This is a genomic window from Rhodoplanes sp. Z2-YC6860 (assembly GCF_001579845.1).
GTDB lineage: Bacteria > Pseudomonadota > Alphaproteobacteria > Rhizobiales > Xanthobacteraceae > Z2-YC6860.
Genome location: NZ_CP007440.1, coordinates 5172749 through 5189533, shown reverse-complemented (window position 1 = coordinate 5189533; position 16785 = coordinate 5172749). Strand labels below are relative to the sequence as shown.

At 64.3% G+C, this 16785-nt stretch carries 17 protein-coding genes; 8 read left to right on the top strand and 9 right to left on the bottom strand.

What is annotated here, in order from left to right:
- Positions 1-148: 148 nt before the first annotated feature.
- The 3 genes from RHPLAN_RS24365 to alr form a co-directional block, all read right to left on the bottom strand.
- Entirely contained in the window at positions 149-562 is a 414-nt protein-coding gene (locus RHPLAN_RS24365; RefSeq protein ID WP_068023254.1) for a GNAT family N-acetyltransferase, read from the bottom strand.
- Between the two features lie 165 nt (positions 563-727).
- Positions 728-2242 (bottom strand): autotransporter outer membrane beta-barrel domain-containing protein, encoded by a 1515-nt coding sequence (locus RHPLAN_RS24360; protein WP_068023251.1) that lies wholly within the window; start codon positions 2240-2242, stop codon positions 728-730.
- 138 nt (positions 2243-2380) lie between these two features.
- On the bottom strand, positions 2381-3565 hold the full coding sequence (alr, locus tag RHPLAN_RS24355) for an alanine racemase (protein WP_068023247.1): 1185 nt from the start codon (positions 3563-3565) through the stop codon (positions 2381-2383).
- A gap of 175 nt (positions 3566-3740) precedes the next feature.
- Here alr and RHPLAN_RS39595 point away from each other — a divergent pair, with 175 nt between their 5' ends.
- From RHPLAN_RS39595 to RHPLAN_RS24335, 3 genes are all read left to right on the top strand, one after another.
- Complete coding sequence (locus tag RHPLAN_RS39595; protein ID WP_157100447.1) at positions 3741-4709, top strand: hypothetical protein; 969 nt, start codon at positions 3741-3743, stop codon at positions 4707-4709.
- A gap of 77 nt (positions 4710-4786) precedes the next feature.
- Positions 4787-5020, top strand: coding sequence for a FitA-like ribbon-helix-helix domain-containing protein (locus RHPLAN_RS24340; RefSeq protein WP_068023233.1), 234 nt, complete (start codon positions 4787-4789; stop codon positions 5018-5020).
- Positions 5017-5409 carry a type II toxin-antitoxin system VapC family toxin gene (locus tag RHPLAN_RS24335; RefSeq protein WP_068023225.1) on the top strand — a complete coding sequence of 131 codons (393 nt, stop codon included), beginning with the start codon at positions 5017-5019 and terminating at the stop codon, positions 5407-5409. Before RHPLAN_RS24340 ends, RHPLAN_RS24335 begins: the two co-directional genes overlap by 4 nt.
- Before the next feature lie 60 nt (positions 5410-5469).
- Here the strand turns inward: RHPLAN_RS24335 and RHPLAN_RS24330 are convergent, their stop codons facing one another.
- Entirely contained in the window at positions 5470-6972 is a 1503-nt protein-coding gene (locus tag RHPLAN_RS24330) for a replicative DNA helicase (protein WP_068023221.1), read from the bottom strand.
- Positions 6973-7292: 320 nt separating this feature from the next.
- Complete coding sequence (locus RHPLAN_RS24325) at positions 7293-8549, bottom strand: cyclopropane fatty acid synthase (protein ID WP_068023218.1); 1257 nt, start codon at positions 8547-8549, stop codon at positions 7293-7295.
- Positions 8550-8829: 280 nt separating this feature from the next.
- Here RHPLAN_RS24325 and RHPLAN_RS24320 point away from each other — a divergent pair, with 280 nt between their 5' ends.
- The gene (locus tag RHPLAN_RS24320) at positions 8830-9612 is read left to right on the top strand and encodes a hypothetical protein (RefSeq protein WP_068023210.1); all 783 of its coding nucleotides are present in this window, start codon (positions 8830-8832) and stop codon (positions 9610-9612) included.
- Positions 9613-9742: 130 nt separating this feature from the next.
- Here RHPLAN_RS24320 and rplI read toward each other — a convergent pair whose 3' ends face one another.
- The 4 genes from rplI to rpsF all read right to left on the bottom strand — a co-directional run bounded on the left by rplI (position 9743) and on the right by rpsF (position 12301).
- On the bottom strand, positions 9743-10408 hold the full coding sequence (gene rplI, locus RHPLAN_RS24315; protein ID WP_068023205.1) for a 50S ribosomal protein L9: 666 nt from the start codon (positions 10406-10408) through the stop codon (positions 9743-9745).
- A gap of 19 nt (positions 10409-10427) precedes the next feature.
- Positions 10428-11396, bottom strand: a complete 969-nt coding sequence (locus tag RHPLAN_RS24310; protein ID WP_068023202.1) for a DUF2232 domain-containing protein — start codon at positions 11394-11396, stop codon at positions 10428-10430.
- 99 nt (positions 11397-11495) lie between these two features.
- Positions 11496-11777: a 30S ribosomal protein S18 gene (gene rpsR / locus RHPLAN_RS24305; RefSeq protein ID WP_068023200.1), complete on the bottom strand. Its 282-nt coding sequence runs from the start codon at positions 11775-11777 to the stop codon at positions 11496-11498.
- 5 nt (positions 11778-11782) lie between these two features.
- Positions 11783-12301, bottom strand: a complete 519-nt coding sequence (gene rpsF / locus RHPLAN_RS24300; protein WP_068023198.1) for a 30S ribosomal protein S6 — start codon at positions 12299-12301, stop codon at positions 11783-11785.
- Between the two features lie 381 nt (positions 12302-12682).
- Here rpsF and RHPLAN_RS24295 point away from each other — a divergent pair, with 381 nt between their 5' ends.
- The 4 genes from RHPLAN_RS24295 to fabG all read left to right on the top strand — a co-directional run bounded on the left by RHPLAN_RS24295 (position 12683) and on the right by fabG (position 16570).
- Complete coding sequence (locus RHPLAN_RS24295; protein ID WP_068023195.1) at positions 12683-13075, top strand: hypothetical protein; 393 nt, start codon at positions 12683-12685, stop codon at positions 13073-13075.
- 278 nt (positions 13076-13353) lie between these two features.
- A complete protein-coding gene (locus tag RHPLAN_RS24290; RefSeq protein WP_068023192.1) occupies positions 13354-14733 on the top strand; it encodes a M20/M25/M40 family metallo-hydrolase in 1380 nt (459 codons plus the stop codon).
- Between the two features lie 119 nt (positions 14734-14852).
- The gene (fabD, locus tag RHPLAN_RS24285; protein WP_068023189.1) at positions 14853-15797 is read left to right on the top strand and encodes an ACP S-malonyltransferase; all 945 of its coding nucleotides are present in this window, start codon (positions 14853-14855) and stop codon (positions 15795-15797) included.
- Positions 15798-15835: 38 nt separating this feature from the next.
- The gene (fabG, locus tag RHPLAN_RS24280; RefSeq protein WP_068023186.1) at positions 15836-16570 is read left to right on the top strand and encodes a 3-oxoacyl-[acyl-carrier-protein] reductase; all 735 of its coding nucleotides are present in this window, start codon (positions 15836-15838) and stop codon (positions 16568-16570) included.
- Positions 16571-16785 lie beyond the last annotated feature (215 nt).

Sequence of the window (16785 nt, the reverse complement as noted above, 5' to 3'; positions counted from 1 at the left end):
GGGCTCACTCGACTTGACTCATCTCGAACGGCATCAGGTCAAATTTCGGCTCGGCCGAAATTTCTGAAGACGATCGATTGAGCGTAGCGAACCCGATCCTGCGCCCTCGGCTTCAAGGCGCATCATAAACGCTTAAGTGCCCGGCACTTTAAAGCCGCTTGATCATCAGAATGTCCGTGTGGCCGACGGGGCTGTCCGTCACGGTGACGATCCGCTCGAAACCGTGCCGCTCGTAGAAATCCGGCGCCTGAAAGCTGTGTGTCATGAGCATGATCTGCCGGCATCCGCGCCGATGCGCTTCGGCTTCCGCGGCCTTGAGCATCCTGGTGCCAAGTCCGCGTTTGCGATGGTGCTCAGCGACCCATAACAGCTTGATCTCGCACATGGCGCCCCAGGTGTGGCCGTGCAGCCCGGCGAAGATCTCGCCGTTCGCGTCCTTGAGCAGCATCGAGAGGAAGCGCGCATCGGACAGGCGGGTCACGTGGGCGTTGTAGGCGTCGAGATGCGCTTCCAACTGCACGATGTCCGCGGCCGGTGCATCGTCGGCGATATCGAGTTTCAAAGGATGTTCCGTCACACGCCTTTGATCGCACGCGGGCGCGATTTATTCCCGGAGCGGTGAGGGGCCATGAAGAAAATCATGGCCGCGCCACGCTTCGCTGGTCAATGGAAGTCGCTATGACGCCCTCACGCGAGCCAGACGAATCAACGTCACTGGCGCACCAGGTCAGAAGGCCCACAACGCCCGGGCGTTCGCGGTCCAGATTTTGTAGTCCGCGCCGAGCCCGCCGTATTCGCCGCCGAGCGACAGCGTGCCGCCACCGCGCTTCGCAACCGCCACGCCACCGGTGACGCGGCCCGACCAGCCATCGGCGACGCCCACCAGGGGCTGACCCGCGGGCAACGCGTTGTCGCTGGAGAAGTACCAATCCGCGTAGGCGCCGACATAAGGCGACACCGTTGTGTCGGCCGAGACCTGCCACGGCCGGATCAGCTTGCCGCCCGCCGAGACGCGCCCGGCCCAGAAGTCGCGTGACGCTTGCACGGTGCCGAGGCTGTCGGTCCAGGCATCCTGATGCTCGCGCAGCGCAAACACCTTCAACGATGGCTCGGCAATGAAATCCAAGACGCGATAGCGGCCGGTGAGCCCGGTCGAGCCGAGGAAGCGGGAGCCGGTGAAATTGCCGTTCGCGGTGCCGGCCGCCGCGTCGTACCACAGCCGCGACCAGGCGAGGGCAGCATCCCAGCGCAAGGTCGGCGCGATGCGCCAGGCCGCATAGGTGCCGACGGTCGCGCCGTCGCCCTTGAGGGTGCCGGTGAGCGCTTCGGAGGTGTAGCGGAAATTCTCGTAACCGCCGAGCACACCGACCAGCAGATCGGATGTGAGCTTCCGGCCAAGGCCCGCGGTGACATTGATCTGCGTGCCGTTGAGATCGGCGTTGCTAGTGTTGCGGTCGAAGCCCGTGCCGCGCACGTCGGCCCAGGCGCTCCAGACGCGTTCGACCACGCGGGTGGGCGGCGCCTTGGTCACCATCGGATCGCCTGCATAAGGCAATGCCGCGGCGAAGCTGTCATGTGCCTGGCGGACCACGTCGGAGGCCACGGGATCGGCCGCGAAATTGAAGTGCGCGCCGTTCGGGCCGACGGTGACCGGGCTGCCGCCGTCGCCGAACGCATCGCTGATCGCACCATCGACCGCGCCGGTGATGGCCGCGCCGGAGTTTTGCGCGACGATCTTGGAGGCCGCGATCTGCATCGCGCGGATCTTCTGGCTGTCGGTGTTGGTGTTGCCGCTGGAGGCGGCCGGCGTGCAGGTGGCCGTAATGATAGTGAATTCGGCAGGATTGCCGCTAGCGATGGCACGTTCCGTCAGCGTCGTGTCCACACTCGTGCCGACAACATGTCCAGTGACGGTGTAGGTTTGCGACGTCGAAGTACCGTCAACGTGGAAAATATCGCTGCCGCCGCCTGTACCGGCCTTAAGGATCCACGACGAACCACCATTCATCGTCACATTGAAGCTGATCTTGTCGCCCACCGCGAAGTTGGCAATCACGAGACTGCCGGTATCTAGAAAGGTGTCACCGGTGACATTGACGTTCCAGGCACCGGCATTGACCGCATCACAGCCGGCTGAGGCGAGCGCCTGACCGCCACCGAGGCCCACGAGCGCTGCAAAGGCCGCAATGAATGCATTGACCTGAAAACGATCACGGCACCCGGAAACAAACCGGCGACTCATCGGCCAACGCCCCCCATTGGGAGCGACGTTGGCATTGGGATTGGCAATTTGCCAGTACTTGAGGCTTTGCAATACGTCTCATTCTTTTGACGTATCGTCTCGTTCCTTCGCTCCCGGTGTGGTGAGAGCAGAGTTCCGCTAAACCTTCCAAATCCGGTGGTAGCGCTGGCCGAGGCTCGTCAGCACCTCATACGAAATCGTGCCGGCCTGCGCCGCGACCTCGTCGAGCGAGAGCCCTTCGCCGATCAGCGTCGCCATCATGTCGCGGCGCACCGCGCTCACCGGCACATCGGTGACGTCGACCGCCATCAGGTCCATCGAGATGCGGCCGGTCATGCGGCAACGCTTGCCGGCGACGATCACCTCGCGCGGCGCCTGCGCGTTGCCGTCGGTGGTCGGGGCCTGGCGCAGGATGCCGTCGGCGTAGCCCGCCGCGATCACGGCGATGCGGCTGTCGCGCTTCGCCGTCCAGGTGGCGCCGTAGCCGACCGTCGCGCCCTTCTCGACATGACGCACCTGAAGGATGCGGCCCTGCAATTCGACCACGGGCTTCATCGGATTGCTGCGGCCGGGCGACGGATTGCCGCCATAGAGCGCGATGCCCGGGCGCACCATGTCGCAATAGGTCGAGGAGTCGAGGAAGACGCCGGACGAGTTCGCAAGCGAGCTCGGGATGCCGCGGAACAGCGAACGCAGTTCGCGGAATTGCCGGATCTGCCGGTCGTTGAGCGGGTGGTTCGGCTGATCGGCGCAGGCGAGGTGGCTCATCAGCAGCGCCACGCCGTGGTTGGCCAGCATGATGCGGCCCGCGACGGCCGCGGCCTCTTCGACGGTGAGGCCGAGCCGGTTCATGCCGGTGTCGACATGCAGTGCGGCGCCGCCGCCGCTCCAATGACTCGTGGCGACAAAATTGTCCCATTCGGCAAGCTCGACCGAACTCGAGATCACCGGCCGCGCCGCAATCTCGATAAAGCTCTGGCTCGACGCCGAAGAGAAACCGTTGAGCACATAGATCACCGCCTCGCGAGTCTTGGCGCGCACGCGCCGCGCCTCGTCGAGATTGGCGGTGAAGAACGTGCTGCAGCCGGCGCGGGCGAGCGTCTCGGTGACCTGATCGATGCCGCAGCCGTAGGCGTCGCCCTTCACGACGGCGGCGCATTCGCCCGGCAACACACGGCCGGCGATCATCCGGTAGTTGGCGTAGAGCGCCGAGAGATCGATGGTGAGAATGCCGCCGGCCTCGCGCGGCGGCGGGCCGCCAGTGGTGGTGACGGGTTCGGGCGGCGGAGCGGGCGCCTGCGGGACGGTGGGCTGTCGGGCCATGGGGTTCGTATAGGCCGCGTTGGTGACGCCCGTAAAGTGCGAAGGAGCACACCGCTGAATCGTACTCCACGGGCTATTTCCTTACTGGCGAAGGAATTGCAAGATAGGATGTCTGCGCATCATTTGACCGAAGGCTTCCCATCGTGGGCGTACCGCTACGTTGAAGGAAGTTTGCGTGACTTACGACGAACCACCCAAGAACGACAAACTTCGGCTCGTTATCGAAAATGACCCGGCACGCATCGCCGAACGCCAGAAGCAGATTGTCGCAGACGATGCTCACGACCAATCTGCCGCCTCACTGGCAACTCTGGTCGCCAATCTCTTGCGCGTGCTTGCTGGAGCCGGCCAGCCATATGCAATGCCGGGTGATCTGCTCAAGGCAGCTGAACACTATCGGGATGCTTACAACGCCGGAAGCCATGGCCAAATGCCAGGGCTCGAAGATTTGATCCTCTATCACCTGTTCCGTGAGAATGAGGAGCGTGACAAGCCGCAGACGGAAGAAGAATGGCTGCACTGGGCCGCTGACAATCCGGAGCGCGATTATGAGGAGGAGCGTCGTTCGCTCTTGCATCAACTGCGTCGCCATGTCTTACGCGAAATCGCGTCGACTATCACCGGAAGCGACCTGCAGATCCGCAGGGAGCGGGGAGAGATCGACGATGTGCTGCGACGGCTTGAGCAGGCAGGGGACCGTTATTTCAACAGGCCAAGCAATCTGACCAGTTCGTACAGGCGTAACCGCGCTGAACGTGAAATCGCAAAACTTCGCGGTGCTGATACTCAGGTGCGAGACTTGGCCAAGGAGCCGATCACGAAGGTTCGCAGTCAGAAGCCAAATCTGAGCTCCCGACAGGAAATTGCCGACCTTGAGATCGAGAAACTGCAGGCGCGGGAGCGCGATAAGATGATCGCTGGCCTGCAGCGACACCAATGGATTGCTTTATATGCTGTTCACTCGGGCGAAACTCGCGCATTCGATGCGGTCGATGCTTTCACGTTCGATGTGCTCGCGAGCATGAAACTGCTGGAACGCAAGCCGGGTCAGGGCAAGAGCAAGCGGGACTGGCAACTGACTGAATTTGGCGTACTGGCAATATCCCGCGCACCTGGTGCCATTTTGGAGCCATCACAGCCTTAGTTCAGCGCTCCGCGACGTCGAAGCCGTCCGGCTGCCGAAGCATTGACATGTGATGCACATGTTTTTATGTTTTGCACATGGGAAGCGTGATGATCCAAATCCGCAATGTGCCGGATGCTCTGCATCGCCGGCTCAAATCGCGTGCAGCATTGGCTGGGATGTCGCTGTCCGACTATCTGCTCAGCGAAGTCCGGCAGATTGCGGAACGACCGACGCTCGATGAACTGCGGGCGCGGTTGCAGAGCCGCCCCGAAACGGCGCTTTCCGTAACGGCGGCTGAAGCGATCCGCGCGGAGCGCGACCGCGCGTGATCGTTGTCGACGCCTCGGCTCTGCTTGAAGCGCTACTTCGCACGCCGTCAGCAAAAACGGTGGAAGATCGGCTGTTCGCGCCTGGTCAAACGCTTCACGCGCCGCATCTGGTCGATGTCGAAATCGCACAGGTGGTCCGGCGTTTCGTTGCAAAAGGCGACATCGATAGCAAGCGCGGCGCTATGGCGCTCACTGATTTGGCGAACTTTCCTTTACGGCGATATCCGCACGATTTTCTTTTGCCGCGCATTTGGGATTTGCGGAACAATCTGACGGCGTATGATGCCGCCTATATCGCGCTGGCTGAGGCACTCGACGCCCCGCTGCTGACGCGCGACCGGGGCTTGGCCACAGCGGCGGGTCATCGCGCGACGATCGACTTGGTGTAACGCCCGCATTTGATCGTTGATGCGGTTCAAGCAGCGGTCAGGGCATCGTGCGCGAATGCGCTAATCGCCCATCCGTTCGGGCAGGTACTGATCCTTGGCAAGATCGCTGAAGCGCGTGATGTGGGATTCGAACGCCGCTTGCACGGTGCCGGTCGGACCGTGACGCTGCTTGCCGATGATGATCTCGGCCTTGCCGGCGACGATCTCCATCTCGGTCTGCCACTTGATGTGCTCTTCGCTGCCCGGCCGCGGCTCCTTGTTGGCGAGGTAGTATTCCTCGCGGAACACGAAGATCACCACGTCGGCGTCCTGCTCGATCGAGCCGGATTCGCGAAGGTCCGAGAGCTGCGGCCGTTTGTCGTCGCGGCTTTCGACCTGACGCGAGAGCTGCGACAGCGCGATGATCGGCACGTTCAGCTCTTTCGCCAGCGCCTTGAGGCCGGTGGTGATTTCCGTCACCTCCTGCACGCGGCTCTCGTTGCCCTTGCGCTGCGAGCCCGACAGCAGCTGGATGTAGTCGATCACCAGCACGTCGAGGCCCTTCTGGCGCTTCAGGCGCCGCGCGCGCGCGCAAAGCTGCGCGATCGAGAGACCGCCGGTCTCGTCGACGTAGAACGGCAGCCGCTGCAACTCGACCGAGACGTCCTTGATCGTCTCGAAGTCGGCCTCGGTGATGCCGCCGCGGCGGATGTGACTCGACGGAATGCCGGTGCGCTCGGCGATGATACGGGTGGCGAGCTGCTCGGCCGACATTTCCAGCGAGAAGAAGCCGACGATGCCGCCGTTGACGGTTTCGATGTGGCCGTCGGCCCGCGTCTCGCCGTTCCAGGCGCGTGCGATGTTGTAGGCGATGTTGGTGGCGAGCGCGGTCTTGCCCATGCCGGGGCGGCCGGCAACGATGATCAAGTCGGAGGACTGCAGTCCGCCCATCTTGCTGTCGAGGTCTTTCAGGCCCGTCGAGATGCCGGACAGCTTGCCGTCGCGCTGATAGGCTTTGGCCGCCATGTCGACCGCGGTGACCAGGGCCTGGGAGAACTTCTGGAAGCCGGAGCCGAAGCGGCCGGTCTCGGCGAGGCCGTAGAGCTTCCTTTCGGCATCCTCGATCTGGTCGCGTGGCGCGAAATCCACCGGCGCATCGAACGCCGAGTTGACCATCTCCTCGCCGATGCTGATGAGATTTCTCCGCACCGCGAGGTCCGAGATGGTGCGGCCGTAATCGGCCGCGTTGATCACGGTGGTGGCCTCGGCGGCAAGGCGGGCGAGATACTGGCTGGCGTTGAGCCCGCCGATGTCCACATCCGACGGCAGAAACGTCTTCAGCGTGATCGGAGTCGCGACCTTGCCGGCGCGGATGAGATTCGAAGCGAGCTCGTAGAGCTGCTGATGCAGCGGCTCGAAGAAATGGCCGGCCTCGAGGAAATCCGAAACGCGATAGAACGCTTCGTTGTTGACGAGGATCGCGCCGAGCAAGGCCTGCTCGGCCTCGATGTTGGCCGGCGCGGCGCGGTATTGCGGCGCGGCCGGTTCAGGAAGCTTGCGAACGTTTGAATCAGCAGGGGCCATGAGCAGCGATCGGAGTTGCCGGTTGTTGGTTCTAAGGTTGCGGCAGCGCTAGAACTTCCGCCAGACGCGACTCACGACGCTACATTTTGTCATTCCAACCTTCTGTTGTCGGCAATTCGCGCCTTATTGATGACGCAGCACATCATGCCGTCGCACCGGGTGCGGGAAATGGCTTAGCACCTGGACTTCCCAGGGAGGAGGGAGGCCGGAGCCGGGTTGATCGCATTCCCCGATTCACACACGCGCGCGGGAATCGGTGGAGAGTTCTCCGAAGATTCTTGACGCTTGGATATGGCCTAAAACCGCGACGTTCCGCGGTTCTATTCGCCGGCGAGCCGCAGCGGCGGACGCTGGCCGCCCTCGAGCGAGCGCAACCGGGCTTCCTCCCGCATGATGTAGTCGCGGGTGATCGGCACCACATTCTGCCGCTTGGTGAGCTGGTACTGCATGACCATCATGCCTTGCTCGCGGAACGCCATCTCGGAGGCGGCGAGATAGAACTCCCACATCCGCACGAAGCGCTGGTCGTAGATGCGTTCGGCTTCCTCGCGATGCGCCATGAAGCGGTCGCGCCAGGCTTTCAGCGTCTCGGCGTAGTGCAACCGGAGAATCTCGATGTCGGTGACCAGGAGGCCGGCGCGCTCGATCGCCGGCAGCACCTCGGACAGCGCCGGGATGTAGCCGCCCGGGAAGATGTACTTGGCGATCCAGGGATTGGTGACGTTCGGGCCTTCGGAGCGCCCGATCGAATGGAGCAGCATCACGCCGTCGTCGTCGAGCAGCTCGGCGCATTTCTGGAAATAGGCATCGTAGTAGCCGACGCCGACATGCTCGAACATGCCGACCGAGACGATGCGGTCGAAGGTCTCCGGCACGTCGCGGTAGTCCTGCATGCGGAATTCGACCGAGCGGCTGAGATTTTTCTCGGCCGCACGGCCGCTCGCGCACTGGAACTGTTCATTCGATAGTGTCACGCCCAGGACATTCGCGCGGCAGAACTCGGCGATGTAGAGCGCAAGCCCGCCCCAGCCGCAGCCGATGTCGAGCACGCGGTGGCCGTCCTTGACCCGGAGCTTCGCGGCGATGTGGCGCTTCTTGGCGAGTTGCGCGTCGTCGAGCGACTGATCCGGCGTTTCGAAATAGGCGCAGGAGTATTGCCGGTCGGCGTCGAGAAACAACGAGTACAGCCGGCCGTCGAGGTCGTAGTGATGCGCGACATTCTGGCGCGAGCGCGAGCGCACGTTGAACTGCTGCAGCCTTCGCCAGACGTAGCGCAGGATCCATTGCAGCCGGGCCCAGCGCGGCGGTTTGCCGTCGGGGGTCTGGCCGAGCACCAATGCGAGGAAATCGGCGAGGGTGCCTTCCTCGACCTGCAGCGTGCCGTCCATATAGGCCTCGCCGAGGTGGAGCTCGGGATCGAGCAGGATGCTCCGCTGCGCGGCCGATGTGGTGAAGCGGATCGCGATCGGCCGGCCGGTGCCGTCGCCGACGGAGCAGACAAGTCCTCCCGCCGTCGTGATCCGCAAGGTTCCACGACGGACGAATCGTCTCAGTAAAAGCACCAGCAGCCGGTCCATCGGCCGCCCCCAACACGCATCGCGTCTTAGGTCTGGTCCGTTTTTACTTCCCCACAGCCGGACCACACCCGCCAAATTGGCAGATAAGCTCTTCCGACAGGTTCAAATTAGATCAAAGAGTGGAACTTCAAGTCAATGCGGCGCTGCCTCCGCTCGCCATGGCCTCACTTTCGCGCGATTATGGTTTAAACAGCGGATTCGTCGGTTGCCCATGAGACTGGGCCGGGAGGGTTGGTTGCCGGAAATGACGGGTCAGACCAGGTGGACGGGCCGGTTTTGCGTGGCTGCACTGGCAGTTGCGCTGGGTTTGCTGCCCAATTGGCAGGCGCGAGCCGAAAACGAGAACTTCAGCAACAAGCCTGCGCCGGCGTTGTTCAACGCGGATTGCACCGGGGCGGGCTGCCACAAGGGGCCTCAAGGGCTCGGCAAGGGCCAGAGCCAGTCGGGTCTCGCTGGCTTCCTGCGCGAGCACTACACAAACAGCCGGGAGAGCGCGGCGGCGCTGGCGGCCTATATTTTGAAAATGCCGGCCGGCCCGGCGCAGCCTGAGCCGAAGCCAACGCGGACCAGCACACCGCGGGGCGGCGAACGGGAGCCGCGCGGCGGCTCTTGGTTCGATCCGGCGCCGTCCGGGCCCGCTGAAGCGCGGCCTGGCCGCCAGCAGCAGGAAAAAGAGAAAGAGAAGGAGCGGGAACGCACCAGGCCGAGCCGGTCCGCGGCCAAGCCGCCTGCCGAAGCGAAGCCCGCCGAGCCGAAGCCCGAAGCCAAACCTGCCGAAGCGAAACCCGCTGAGTCCGAGGAGCCGTCGTCATCGGCTGCAGCACCCGCTGAGCCTGCGGCGGAGCCCGAGGCAAAGCCAGAGCCCAAACCCACCGATCGCAGGCGGCGGACCGCCGAGCCTGTGGAGAAGCCAGAACCCAAGCCTGCGCCCGTACCGCGCAATCAGCGCGGACGCCAGCCCGCTGTGGCGGCCACGCCAGCCCCGGCGGCGGCCCCGGCGGAACACACACCGCCTCCGGCGCCCGCGGCTCCACCGCCGCCGCAATACGACATCTTCGACTGAGATCGGCTGAGCGGCGAAAGCCGCTCAGTGCCCATCCAGATGAGAGCCGGATGGCTGGGGCAAACAGCCGTACGCCGCCCCTCCTGATGGGAGAGGGCGGCGCACCGTTGATGTCGCGGCAGTGTTACGCTTACTCGGCGTCGTCGGCTTTGGCCTTGCGCTTGGCCTTCGGCTTGGCGTCTGCCTTCGCCTCGGAAGCATCGCCCTCGGCGGTCTCGTCCGCGTCCTCGTCATCGTTCGGCTCGAACATCGCCTGCGCGGCGGCAAGCGCGGCCTCCTGAGCTTCCTCTTCGGCGCCGGGGTCGCGGCGGGCGGTGACGTTCTCGCCGCGGGCCAGTCGCTCGGCCTCGTCGGCGCTGCGCGCGACGTTGACCATGATGGTCACTTCGAGTTCCGGATGGAGCTGCACCGGCACCTTGTGCTGGCCGATCATCTTGATCGGCACGTTGAGCGCGATCTGATTGCGGCTCACCTCGAAGCCATCGCTGGTGAGAAGCTCCGCGATATCGCGCGGCGACACCGAGCCGTAGAGGTGGCCGGTGTCCGAGGCCTGGCGCAGCACCGGGAAGCTCCGACCGTCGAGCTTCGAGCCGGTCTTGTCGGCCTCGGCCTTCGAAGCCTGGTTCTTGGCCTGCAGGTCAGCCTTCATGCCCTCGAACTTGGCCTTGTTGGCTTCGGTCGCGCGCAGCGCCTTGCCGTGCGGCAGCAGGAAATTGCGGCCGTAGCCGTCCTTCACGCGCACGACGTCGCCCATCTGACCGAGCTTCGAGATGCGTTCGAGCAAAATCACTTCCATGGTGGTTCTCCTTTGGATGTCAGGATCGGTTTGAGTTGTTGGTTCGTTTGGCGGCCACGCGGCCGCGCAAATTGAAGGCGGTGTCGGCGAGGCCCAGCGCGGACAGAAGCAGCATCGGCCAGCCGAAAACGATTACCGCAGCGTAGAGACCGCCGAGCGCGAACGGCCGCGAGTTCATGCCGCGGGTGATGGCGTGCATCACGGCGAGGCCCAGGAGCGCGTAGGCGAGCAGCATGGTCGCGGTGACGACCACGCCGAACTGGCCGACCATGCCGGGCAGGAACGAGGCGACGAAGGCAGCGCCGATCAGCGCGGGCGCATAAGGCGGAAAGCGCATGGCCGACAGATCGGACGGCGGGCGGTGAAGCCGTCCGGAGATGCGCACGATGCGGCTTGCGAGCCAGAGGTTGAACATGTTGACCGCCGCGGTGAACACGGCCGCGGTCGGCGGCAGCACCGCGACCATGATGTCGAGCAGGCGTACCCGGTCGCTCTCGCGCGGCAACGGGATCGCGTCGGCGCCCATCCGCTCGGCGGCGCCGAGCATGCGATCGAGGAAGCCGCGCAGCGAGGCGCGGAAGCTCGGCTCATCGGTGCCGAAGTAGAGCATCCCGGCAGCCACGGCGCCGGCGCCGAGGATCGCGGCCCAGACCACGAGATGGCCGGTCGGATACCATTCCATTCCGTCGGGTGCGTTTTCGACCGGGCGCGCGAGCAGCGCCAGATAGCCGAGCCACCAGGCCGGCAGGCCGATGCCGATCAGAAAGGCGATGAAGAGCGTGACGTTGAACACCGCGGCGAGGCTTGCTGCCGCAGCGATCGCGGCAACCAGCGCCGCGAAATGGCTCCAGCCGAGCGCAGCAATGAGGATCGGCAGCGGCGCGAGATAGAACAGCACCACCGCGAGCGGCGATCCGGATGCAACGGACGCAAACAGCAGAGCCGCCGCAGCGCCCGCGCCAATGCCAATGAGAAAAATCTGCGCCATCGAGCTGTCCCGCTCCTTTGAGCGGTTAGAGGCGGATCTTGTCCGCCCCAACCATCGGCGCCCGGAAGGATTCCGGACGCCTCGATTTTTTCAGTCCGCTTAGCGGATCACGTAGGGCAGGAGCCCCAGGAACCGCGCGCGCTTGATCGCCTGGGCGAGCTCGCGCTGCTTCTTCGCCGACACCGCAGTGATGCGGCTCGGCACGATCTTGCCGCGCTCGGAGATGTAGCGCTGCAGGAGCCGGGTGTCCTTGTAGTCGATCTTCGGAGCGTTCGCGCCGGAGAACGGGCAGGTCTTGCGCCGCCGGAAAAACGGCCGGCGTGCACCGCCGCCGCCGCCACCACCGAAACCGCCGCCTTGAGAGGAGCCACCGAATGCCATGATGCTTACTCCCCGCTCGCCTGTTGATCGTCAGAACGCCGCGGCGGGCGGTCGCCCCGATCGCCACGGTCACCGCCGAAGCGGTCGCCACCCCGGTCGCCGCCGAAGCGGTCGCCGCGATCGCGATCGCCGAAGCGGCCACCGCCGCCGCCGAAGCCGCCGCGATCGCCGAAGCCGCGATCGTCGCGCTCACGGTCGCGATCGACCTTGCGCATCATCGCCGAGGGGCCTTCCTCGAGCTCTTCGACGCGCACCGTCATGTAACGCAGCACGTCTTCGTTGATGCGCTGCTGGCGCTCGACCTCGACGATCGCGGCCGGCGGGGCATCCACGTTGAGCAGGGTGAAATGCGCCTTGCGGTTCTTCTTGATGCGGAAGTTCAGCGACTTCACGCCCCAGTATTCGTTCTTGGTGACCTTGCCGCCAAGGCCTTCGATCACAGTCGTGAATTGCTTGGTCAGCTCCTCGACCTGCTGGGAGCTGACGTCCTGGCGCGCCAGGTAGACGTGTTCGTACAATGGCATGAAATGCCCTTCCTCTGTTGGTCCCTCTTTCGGCGCCAAGCCCTTCGAGCCCTTCGGGAAGGCTCGATCGCTCTGAAGGCGGGAACACGGGACGACGAGCCCAGAAGGCCCTGCCGCTTCTTGCGAAAAGGGAAGCAGCCGTCCGTTCAGCTCCCGGCCGATCGACGGAATGCAGGGGTTATAAGGGCTTTCGGCCGAAACGCAAGCGCCGGGCGGCCGGGGCGGGCTTTCCGATTCCGCCTGCAAATCGGCGGCCAATGGATTGATTCTAAAAGGATTTCAGCCGTTCGACGATCGCGGCATATGGCCTAAAGGCTCTGCCCTGGCCCCTGTCTTGCTCTGAAAACGCCGGAACTTCATGCGCGATCAGAGAGGAAGGCGATGAGGAACGCTCAGCTTTTCGCACTGGCTTTGACGGGTGCGATACTGGCAGAGAGCCAAGCGAAAGCCGAGGGCGTGTTGCGCATCGCCATGACGGCGACCGATATTCCGACCGCCACCGCAACTTCAAGACGACAGCCCGCAGTGCGAGCCGTCCGCCGCGGCATGACGCGCGCCCGCGTGCTGGTGCTGGCGTCATACCGCAAGATCGACGTCGCCACCGTTGCGATTGTCACCAAGGAGGCCGCGTTCTACGTCCCCTATGTGGCGGTCTACATCCTGTTCACGTCGTGCCCTTCGTTCGGGAAAGGCGGTTGCGACTGGAGCAATGTTGCGTTGTTCCCGCCAGCCGGCACAGGACCGTTCGAGCTCACGCGCATCGTGCCGCGCTAGCTCGCGGAGTTGTCGCGCTACGATGGCTATTGAGATGCGGACCACAAAGCCAAGTTCGACACCATCGGGCTCATTCCGATCCGGCAGCGCTTGTGTCGGCGCAGTCGTGGTTTGCGGACCCGACGCTGGTCGGCATGAAGTAGCGCGCGTATAGCGCTTGGAGCATTCACGCGCACCGGTGCCAACCTTGGGGCCTGCCCATGATGAAACCTGCTCGTCGTCGGTTCCTGCAGGGAGCATCGGACGGCGCCGGTCTGTTTGTTTGGCCACTAGCGATCATGCTGTTGCTGATGGCCCCGCTCGGGGCGGAGACCGCAGCGGACCGGCAAACCTTCCGCGACATCTACCAGGAACTTGTCGAGATCAATACGACCGATTCAACGGGCGACACCCTGCGGGCCGCGGAGGCTATGGCAGCACGTCTCAAGGCCGGCGGTTTCCCGGCCGCAGACATCCAGGTCATCTCGTCCGGGCCGCGCAAAGGCAACCTGGTCGCCCGCCTGCGTGGCACCGGCGCGCGCAAACCGATCCTGCTGATCGCCCACCTCGACGTGGTCGAGGCCAAGCGTGAGGACTGGAGTTTCGATCCGTTCAAGCTGCAGGAGATCGACGGTCAATTTCGTGCCCGCGGCAGCATCGATGACAAAGCAATGGCCTCGATCTTCGTCGCCAACCTGCTCGAATATCGCCAGGAGGGATTCAAGCCGGATCGCGACATCATCCTGGCGCTCACCACCGACGAAGAGCTTTCCGACTCGCCGCATGACGGGGCGCATTACCTGCTCGACCATCATCGCGCCCTGATCGATGCCGAGCTTGCGATCAACGAAGGCGGGAGCGGCGCGATGCGCGACGGCAAGCCGGCCCGACTGTCGATCCAGCATGCCGAGAAGGTTTATCAGACCTACGTGATGGAGGTGACGGACCGCGGCGGTCATAGTGCATCGGGGCGACGCGACAACGGCATCTACCGGTTGGCCGAGGCGTTGCATCGGCTCAGCCAGTTCGACTTTCCCATAAACCTGAATGCCATCACCCGAGCCTTCTTCGAGCGCGTGGTCGCCTTCGAGAAGCAGCCGACAGCGGCTGCCATTGAGGCGATGCTGGCCGGGCAAACCAACGACGCCACGGCCATGATGGCGCTTACGACGCGTCCGGAATTCAATGCGGTGATCCGGACCACGTGCGTTCCAACGCTGCTGGATGCGGGGCACGCCGAGAACGCGCTTCCGCAAACCGCCCGGGCCACCGTCAACTGTCGGATTTTGCCTGATCAGGACGTTGCCGAGGTCCAGCGTACGCTCGAACGCGTCATCGCGGATGACAACGTTAAGGTCGCCCCGAAAGGCCGCGCTGTGCTGAGTCCGGCCTCGCCGATCAATCCGGACGTGATGCGCGCGGTCGAAACTTTGACGGGCGAGATGTGGCCGGGAGTTCCGGTGATCCCCACCATGTCCGGCGGTTACACGGACAGCCGGTGGCTCCGCAATGCTGGGATTCCGTCCTATGGGGTTTCAGGATTATTCACCGATGGCGCAAACAGCGGGGTACATGGCGTCAACGAGCACGTGGGCGTCAAAGAGCTCTATCGGAGCAAGGAGTTTCTGTACCGCCTCGTGAAGACCTTGGCGGCGCCAGGCGCCGCGAGCGCGCGATAAGCGGAAGTTCGCCGGCTCGCAAACGGCGCTGCGCCGCCGTGTCACAGACTTGACATGCCCTGCCAGATCGGGCCTTTCCGGCGCGATTTTGCGAAATATGATCAGGCAGGGATCAAGCGATGACGGCAGCCTTTGTGTTCCCGGGCCAGGGCAGCCAGGCGGTTGGCATGGGCAAGGCATTGGCCGAGGCCTTTGCACCCGCGCGCGCCGTGTTCGACGAGGTCGATGCGGCGCTCGGCGAAAAGCTTACCGCAACCATGTGGGACGGGCCGGCCGACAAGCTGACGCTCACCGAGAACGCCCAGCCGGCGCTGATGGCGGTGTCGGTCGCGGTGATGCGCGTGCTGGAAGCCGAGGCCGGCGTCGACATCAAGCGCGACGCCAAGTTCGTCGCCGGGCATTCGCTCGGCGAATACTCGGCGCTGGCCGCGGCCGGCGCGTTCAGCATCACGGACGCTGCCAAGCTTTTGCGCATCCGCGGCAGCGCGATGCAGAAGGCGGTGCCGGTTGGCACTGGCGCGATGGCGGCTCTGCTCGGTCTCGAGCTTGAGGCCGCGAGCGCGGTCGCAGCCGAAGCCGCCCAGGGTGAGGTCTGCCAGGCCGCCAACGACAATGGCGGCGGTCAGGTGGTCGTGTCGGGCAACAAATCCGCAGTCGAGCGCGCCGTCGAGATTGCCAAGGCGAAAGGCGCCAAGCGCGCGATGATGCTGCAGGTGTCCGCGCCCTTCCATTGCGCGCTGATGCAGCCCGCGGCCGACGCGATGGCCGAAGCACTCGGCAAGACCAATATAAAGGTGCCTGCGGTGCCTGTGGTGGCGAACGTGCTGGCGCAGCCGATCAGCGATCCGAAGGAGATCGTGAAGCGGCTGGTCGAGCAGGTCACCGGCACGGTGCGCTGGCGCGAGTGTGCGGCCTACATGGCGGGGCAGGGCGTCACCACATTCTACGAGCTTGGCGCCGGCAAGGTGCTGACCGGGCTGCTCAAGCGCATCGCCGACGGTGCGACCGGCACTCCGATCGGCACGCCGGATGACGTGGCCGCCTTCAAGGCCAAACGTTCATAAGATTTACGCGAATAGTTCTAAGGGCTCGGGAGGCTTCGATGTTCAACCTGACCGGCAAGACGGCGCTCGTGACCGGTGCGACCGGCGGCATCGGCGGCGACATCGCGCGCGCGCTGCATCAGCAGGGCGCCAAGGTCGCGGTGTCCGGCACGCGGCGCGAGGCGTTGGAAAAGATCGCGGCCGATCTTGGCGGCGCGCCGGTGCTGCCTTGCGATCTGACCAACAAGGATTCTGTGGAAGCCCTGGTGCCCGATGCCGAGAAGGCGTTGGGCCAGGTCGATATCCTGGTGGCCAATGCCGGTATCACCAAGGACAACCTGTTCGTTGCGCTGAAGGACGAGGACTGGGACCAGGTTCTCGCCGTCAACCTCACGGCCACGTTCCGTCTGGCGCGCGCCTCCGTGAAGGCGATGATGCGCCGCCGCTTCGGCCGCATCATCGGCATCACCTCGGTGGTCGGCGTCACCGGCAATCCGGGCCAGGCCAATTACACCGCGACCAAGGCCGGCATGATCGGCATGTTCAAGTCGATCGGCAAGGAATACGCCAAGCGCGGTGTCACCGCGAATTGCGTCGCACCGGGCTTCATCGCGACGCCGATGACCGACAAGCTCAACGACAAGCAGCGCGAAGCGATCCTCACCATGGTTCCGGCCGGTCGACTCGGTGCGGGAACGGATGTTGCGGCCGCGGTGGTTTATCTTGCTTCCGATGAAGCCGCCTACGTGACCGGACAGACCCTGCACGTCAACGGCGGTATGGCAATGATCTAATGGGCAAAAAAGCAATCCCCACGCAACGGCCCCTTGGCTTTCCAAGCCTTTGGAAGTGTGTTAACCGAGCCAAGGCCTGGCGGGGAAGTCCTGATAGGCGAGGGCGATTGAGCGGTCCGCTCGCGGCCGTGTGGAAGTCCCCCCGTCTAGATGGCAAAAAGCTTGCGCCGCATTGACCGGGATCGTTGATCGAGCCCACTGCAAAACGAACTAGA

What these genes read in the sequence shown, in the direction of transcription:
- RHPLAN_RS24360 (WP_068023251.1), bottom strand. Translation starts at nt 2,242, where the DNA reads ATGAGTCGCCGGTTTGTTTCCGGGTGCCGTGATCGTTTTCAGGTCAAT.
- alr (WP_068023247.1), bottom strand. Translation starts at nt 3,565, where the DNA reads ATGGCCCGACAGCCCACCGTCCCGCAGGCGCCCGCTCCGCCGCCCGAA.
- RHPLAN_RS24340 (WP_068023233.1), top strand. Translation starts at nt 4,787, where the DNA reads ATGGGAAGCGTGATGATCCAAATCCGCAATGTGCCGGATGCTCTGCAT.
- RHPLAN_RS24330 (WP_068023221.1), bottom strand. Translation starts at nt 6,972, where the DNA reads ATGGCCCCTGCTGATTCAAACGTTCGCAAGCTTCCTGAACCGGCCGCG.
- RHPLAN_RS24325 (WP_068023218.1), bottom strand. Translation starts at nt 8,549, where the DNA reads ATGGACCGGCTGCTGGTGCTTTTACTGAGACGATTCGTCCGTCGTGGA.
- rplI (WP_068023205.1), bottom strand. Translation starts at nt 10,408, where the DNA reads ATGGAAGTGATTTTGCTCGAACGCATCTCGAAGCTCGGTCAGATGGGC.
- RHPLAN_RS24310 (WP_068023202.1), bottom strand. Translation starts at nt 11,396, where the DNA reads ATGGCGCAGATTTTTCTCATTGGCATTGGCGCGGGCGCTGCGGCGGCT.
- rpsR (WP_068023200.1), bottom strand. Translation starts at nt 11,777, where the DNA reads ATGGCATTCGGTGGCTCCTCTCAAGGCGGCGGTTTCGGTGGTGGCGGC.
- rpsF (WP_068023198.1), bottom strand. Translation starts at nt 12,301, where the DNA reads ATGCCATTGTACGAACACGTCTACCTGGCGCGCCAGGACGTCAGCTCC.
- RHPLAN_RS24295 (WP_068023195.1), top strand. Translation starts at nt 12,683, where the DNA reads ATGAGGAACGCTCAGCTTTTCGCACTGGCTTTGACGGGTGCGATACTG.
- RHPLAN_RS24290 (WP_068023192.1), top strand. Translation starts at nt 13,354, where the DNA reads ATGCTGTTGCTGATGGCCCCGCTCGGGGCGGAGACCGCAGCGGACCGG.
- fabD (WP_068023189.1), top strand. Translation starts at nt 14,853, where the DNA reads ATGACGGCAGCCTTTGTGTTCCCGGGCCAGGGCAGCCAGGCGGTTGGC.
- fabG (WP_068023186.1), top strand. Translation starts at nt 15,836, where the DNA reads ATGTTCAACCTGACCGGCAAGACGGCGCTCGTGACCGGTGCGACCGGC.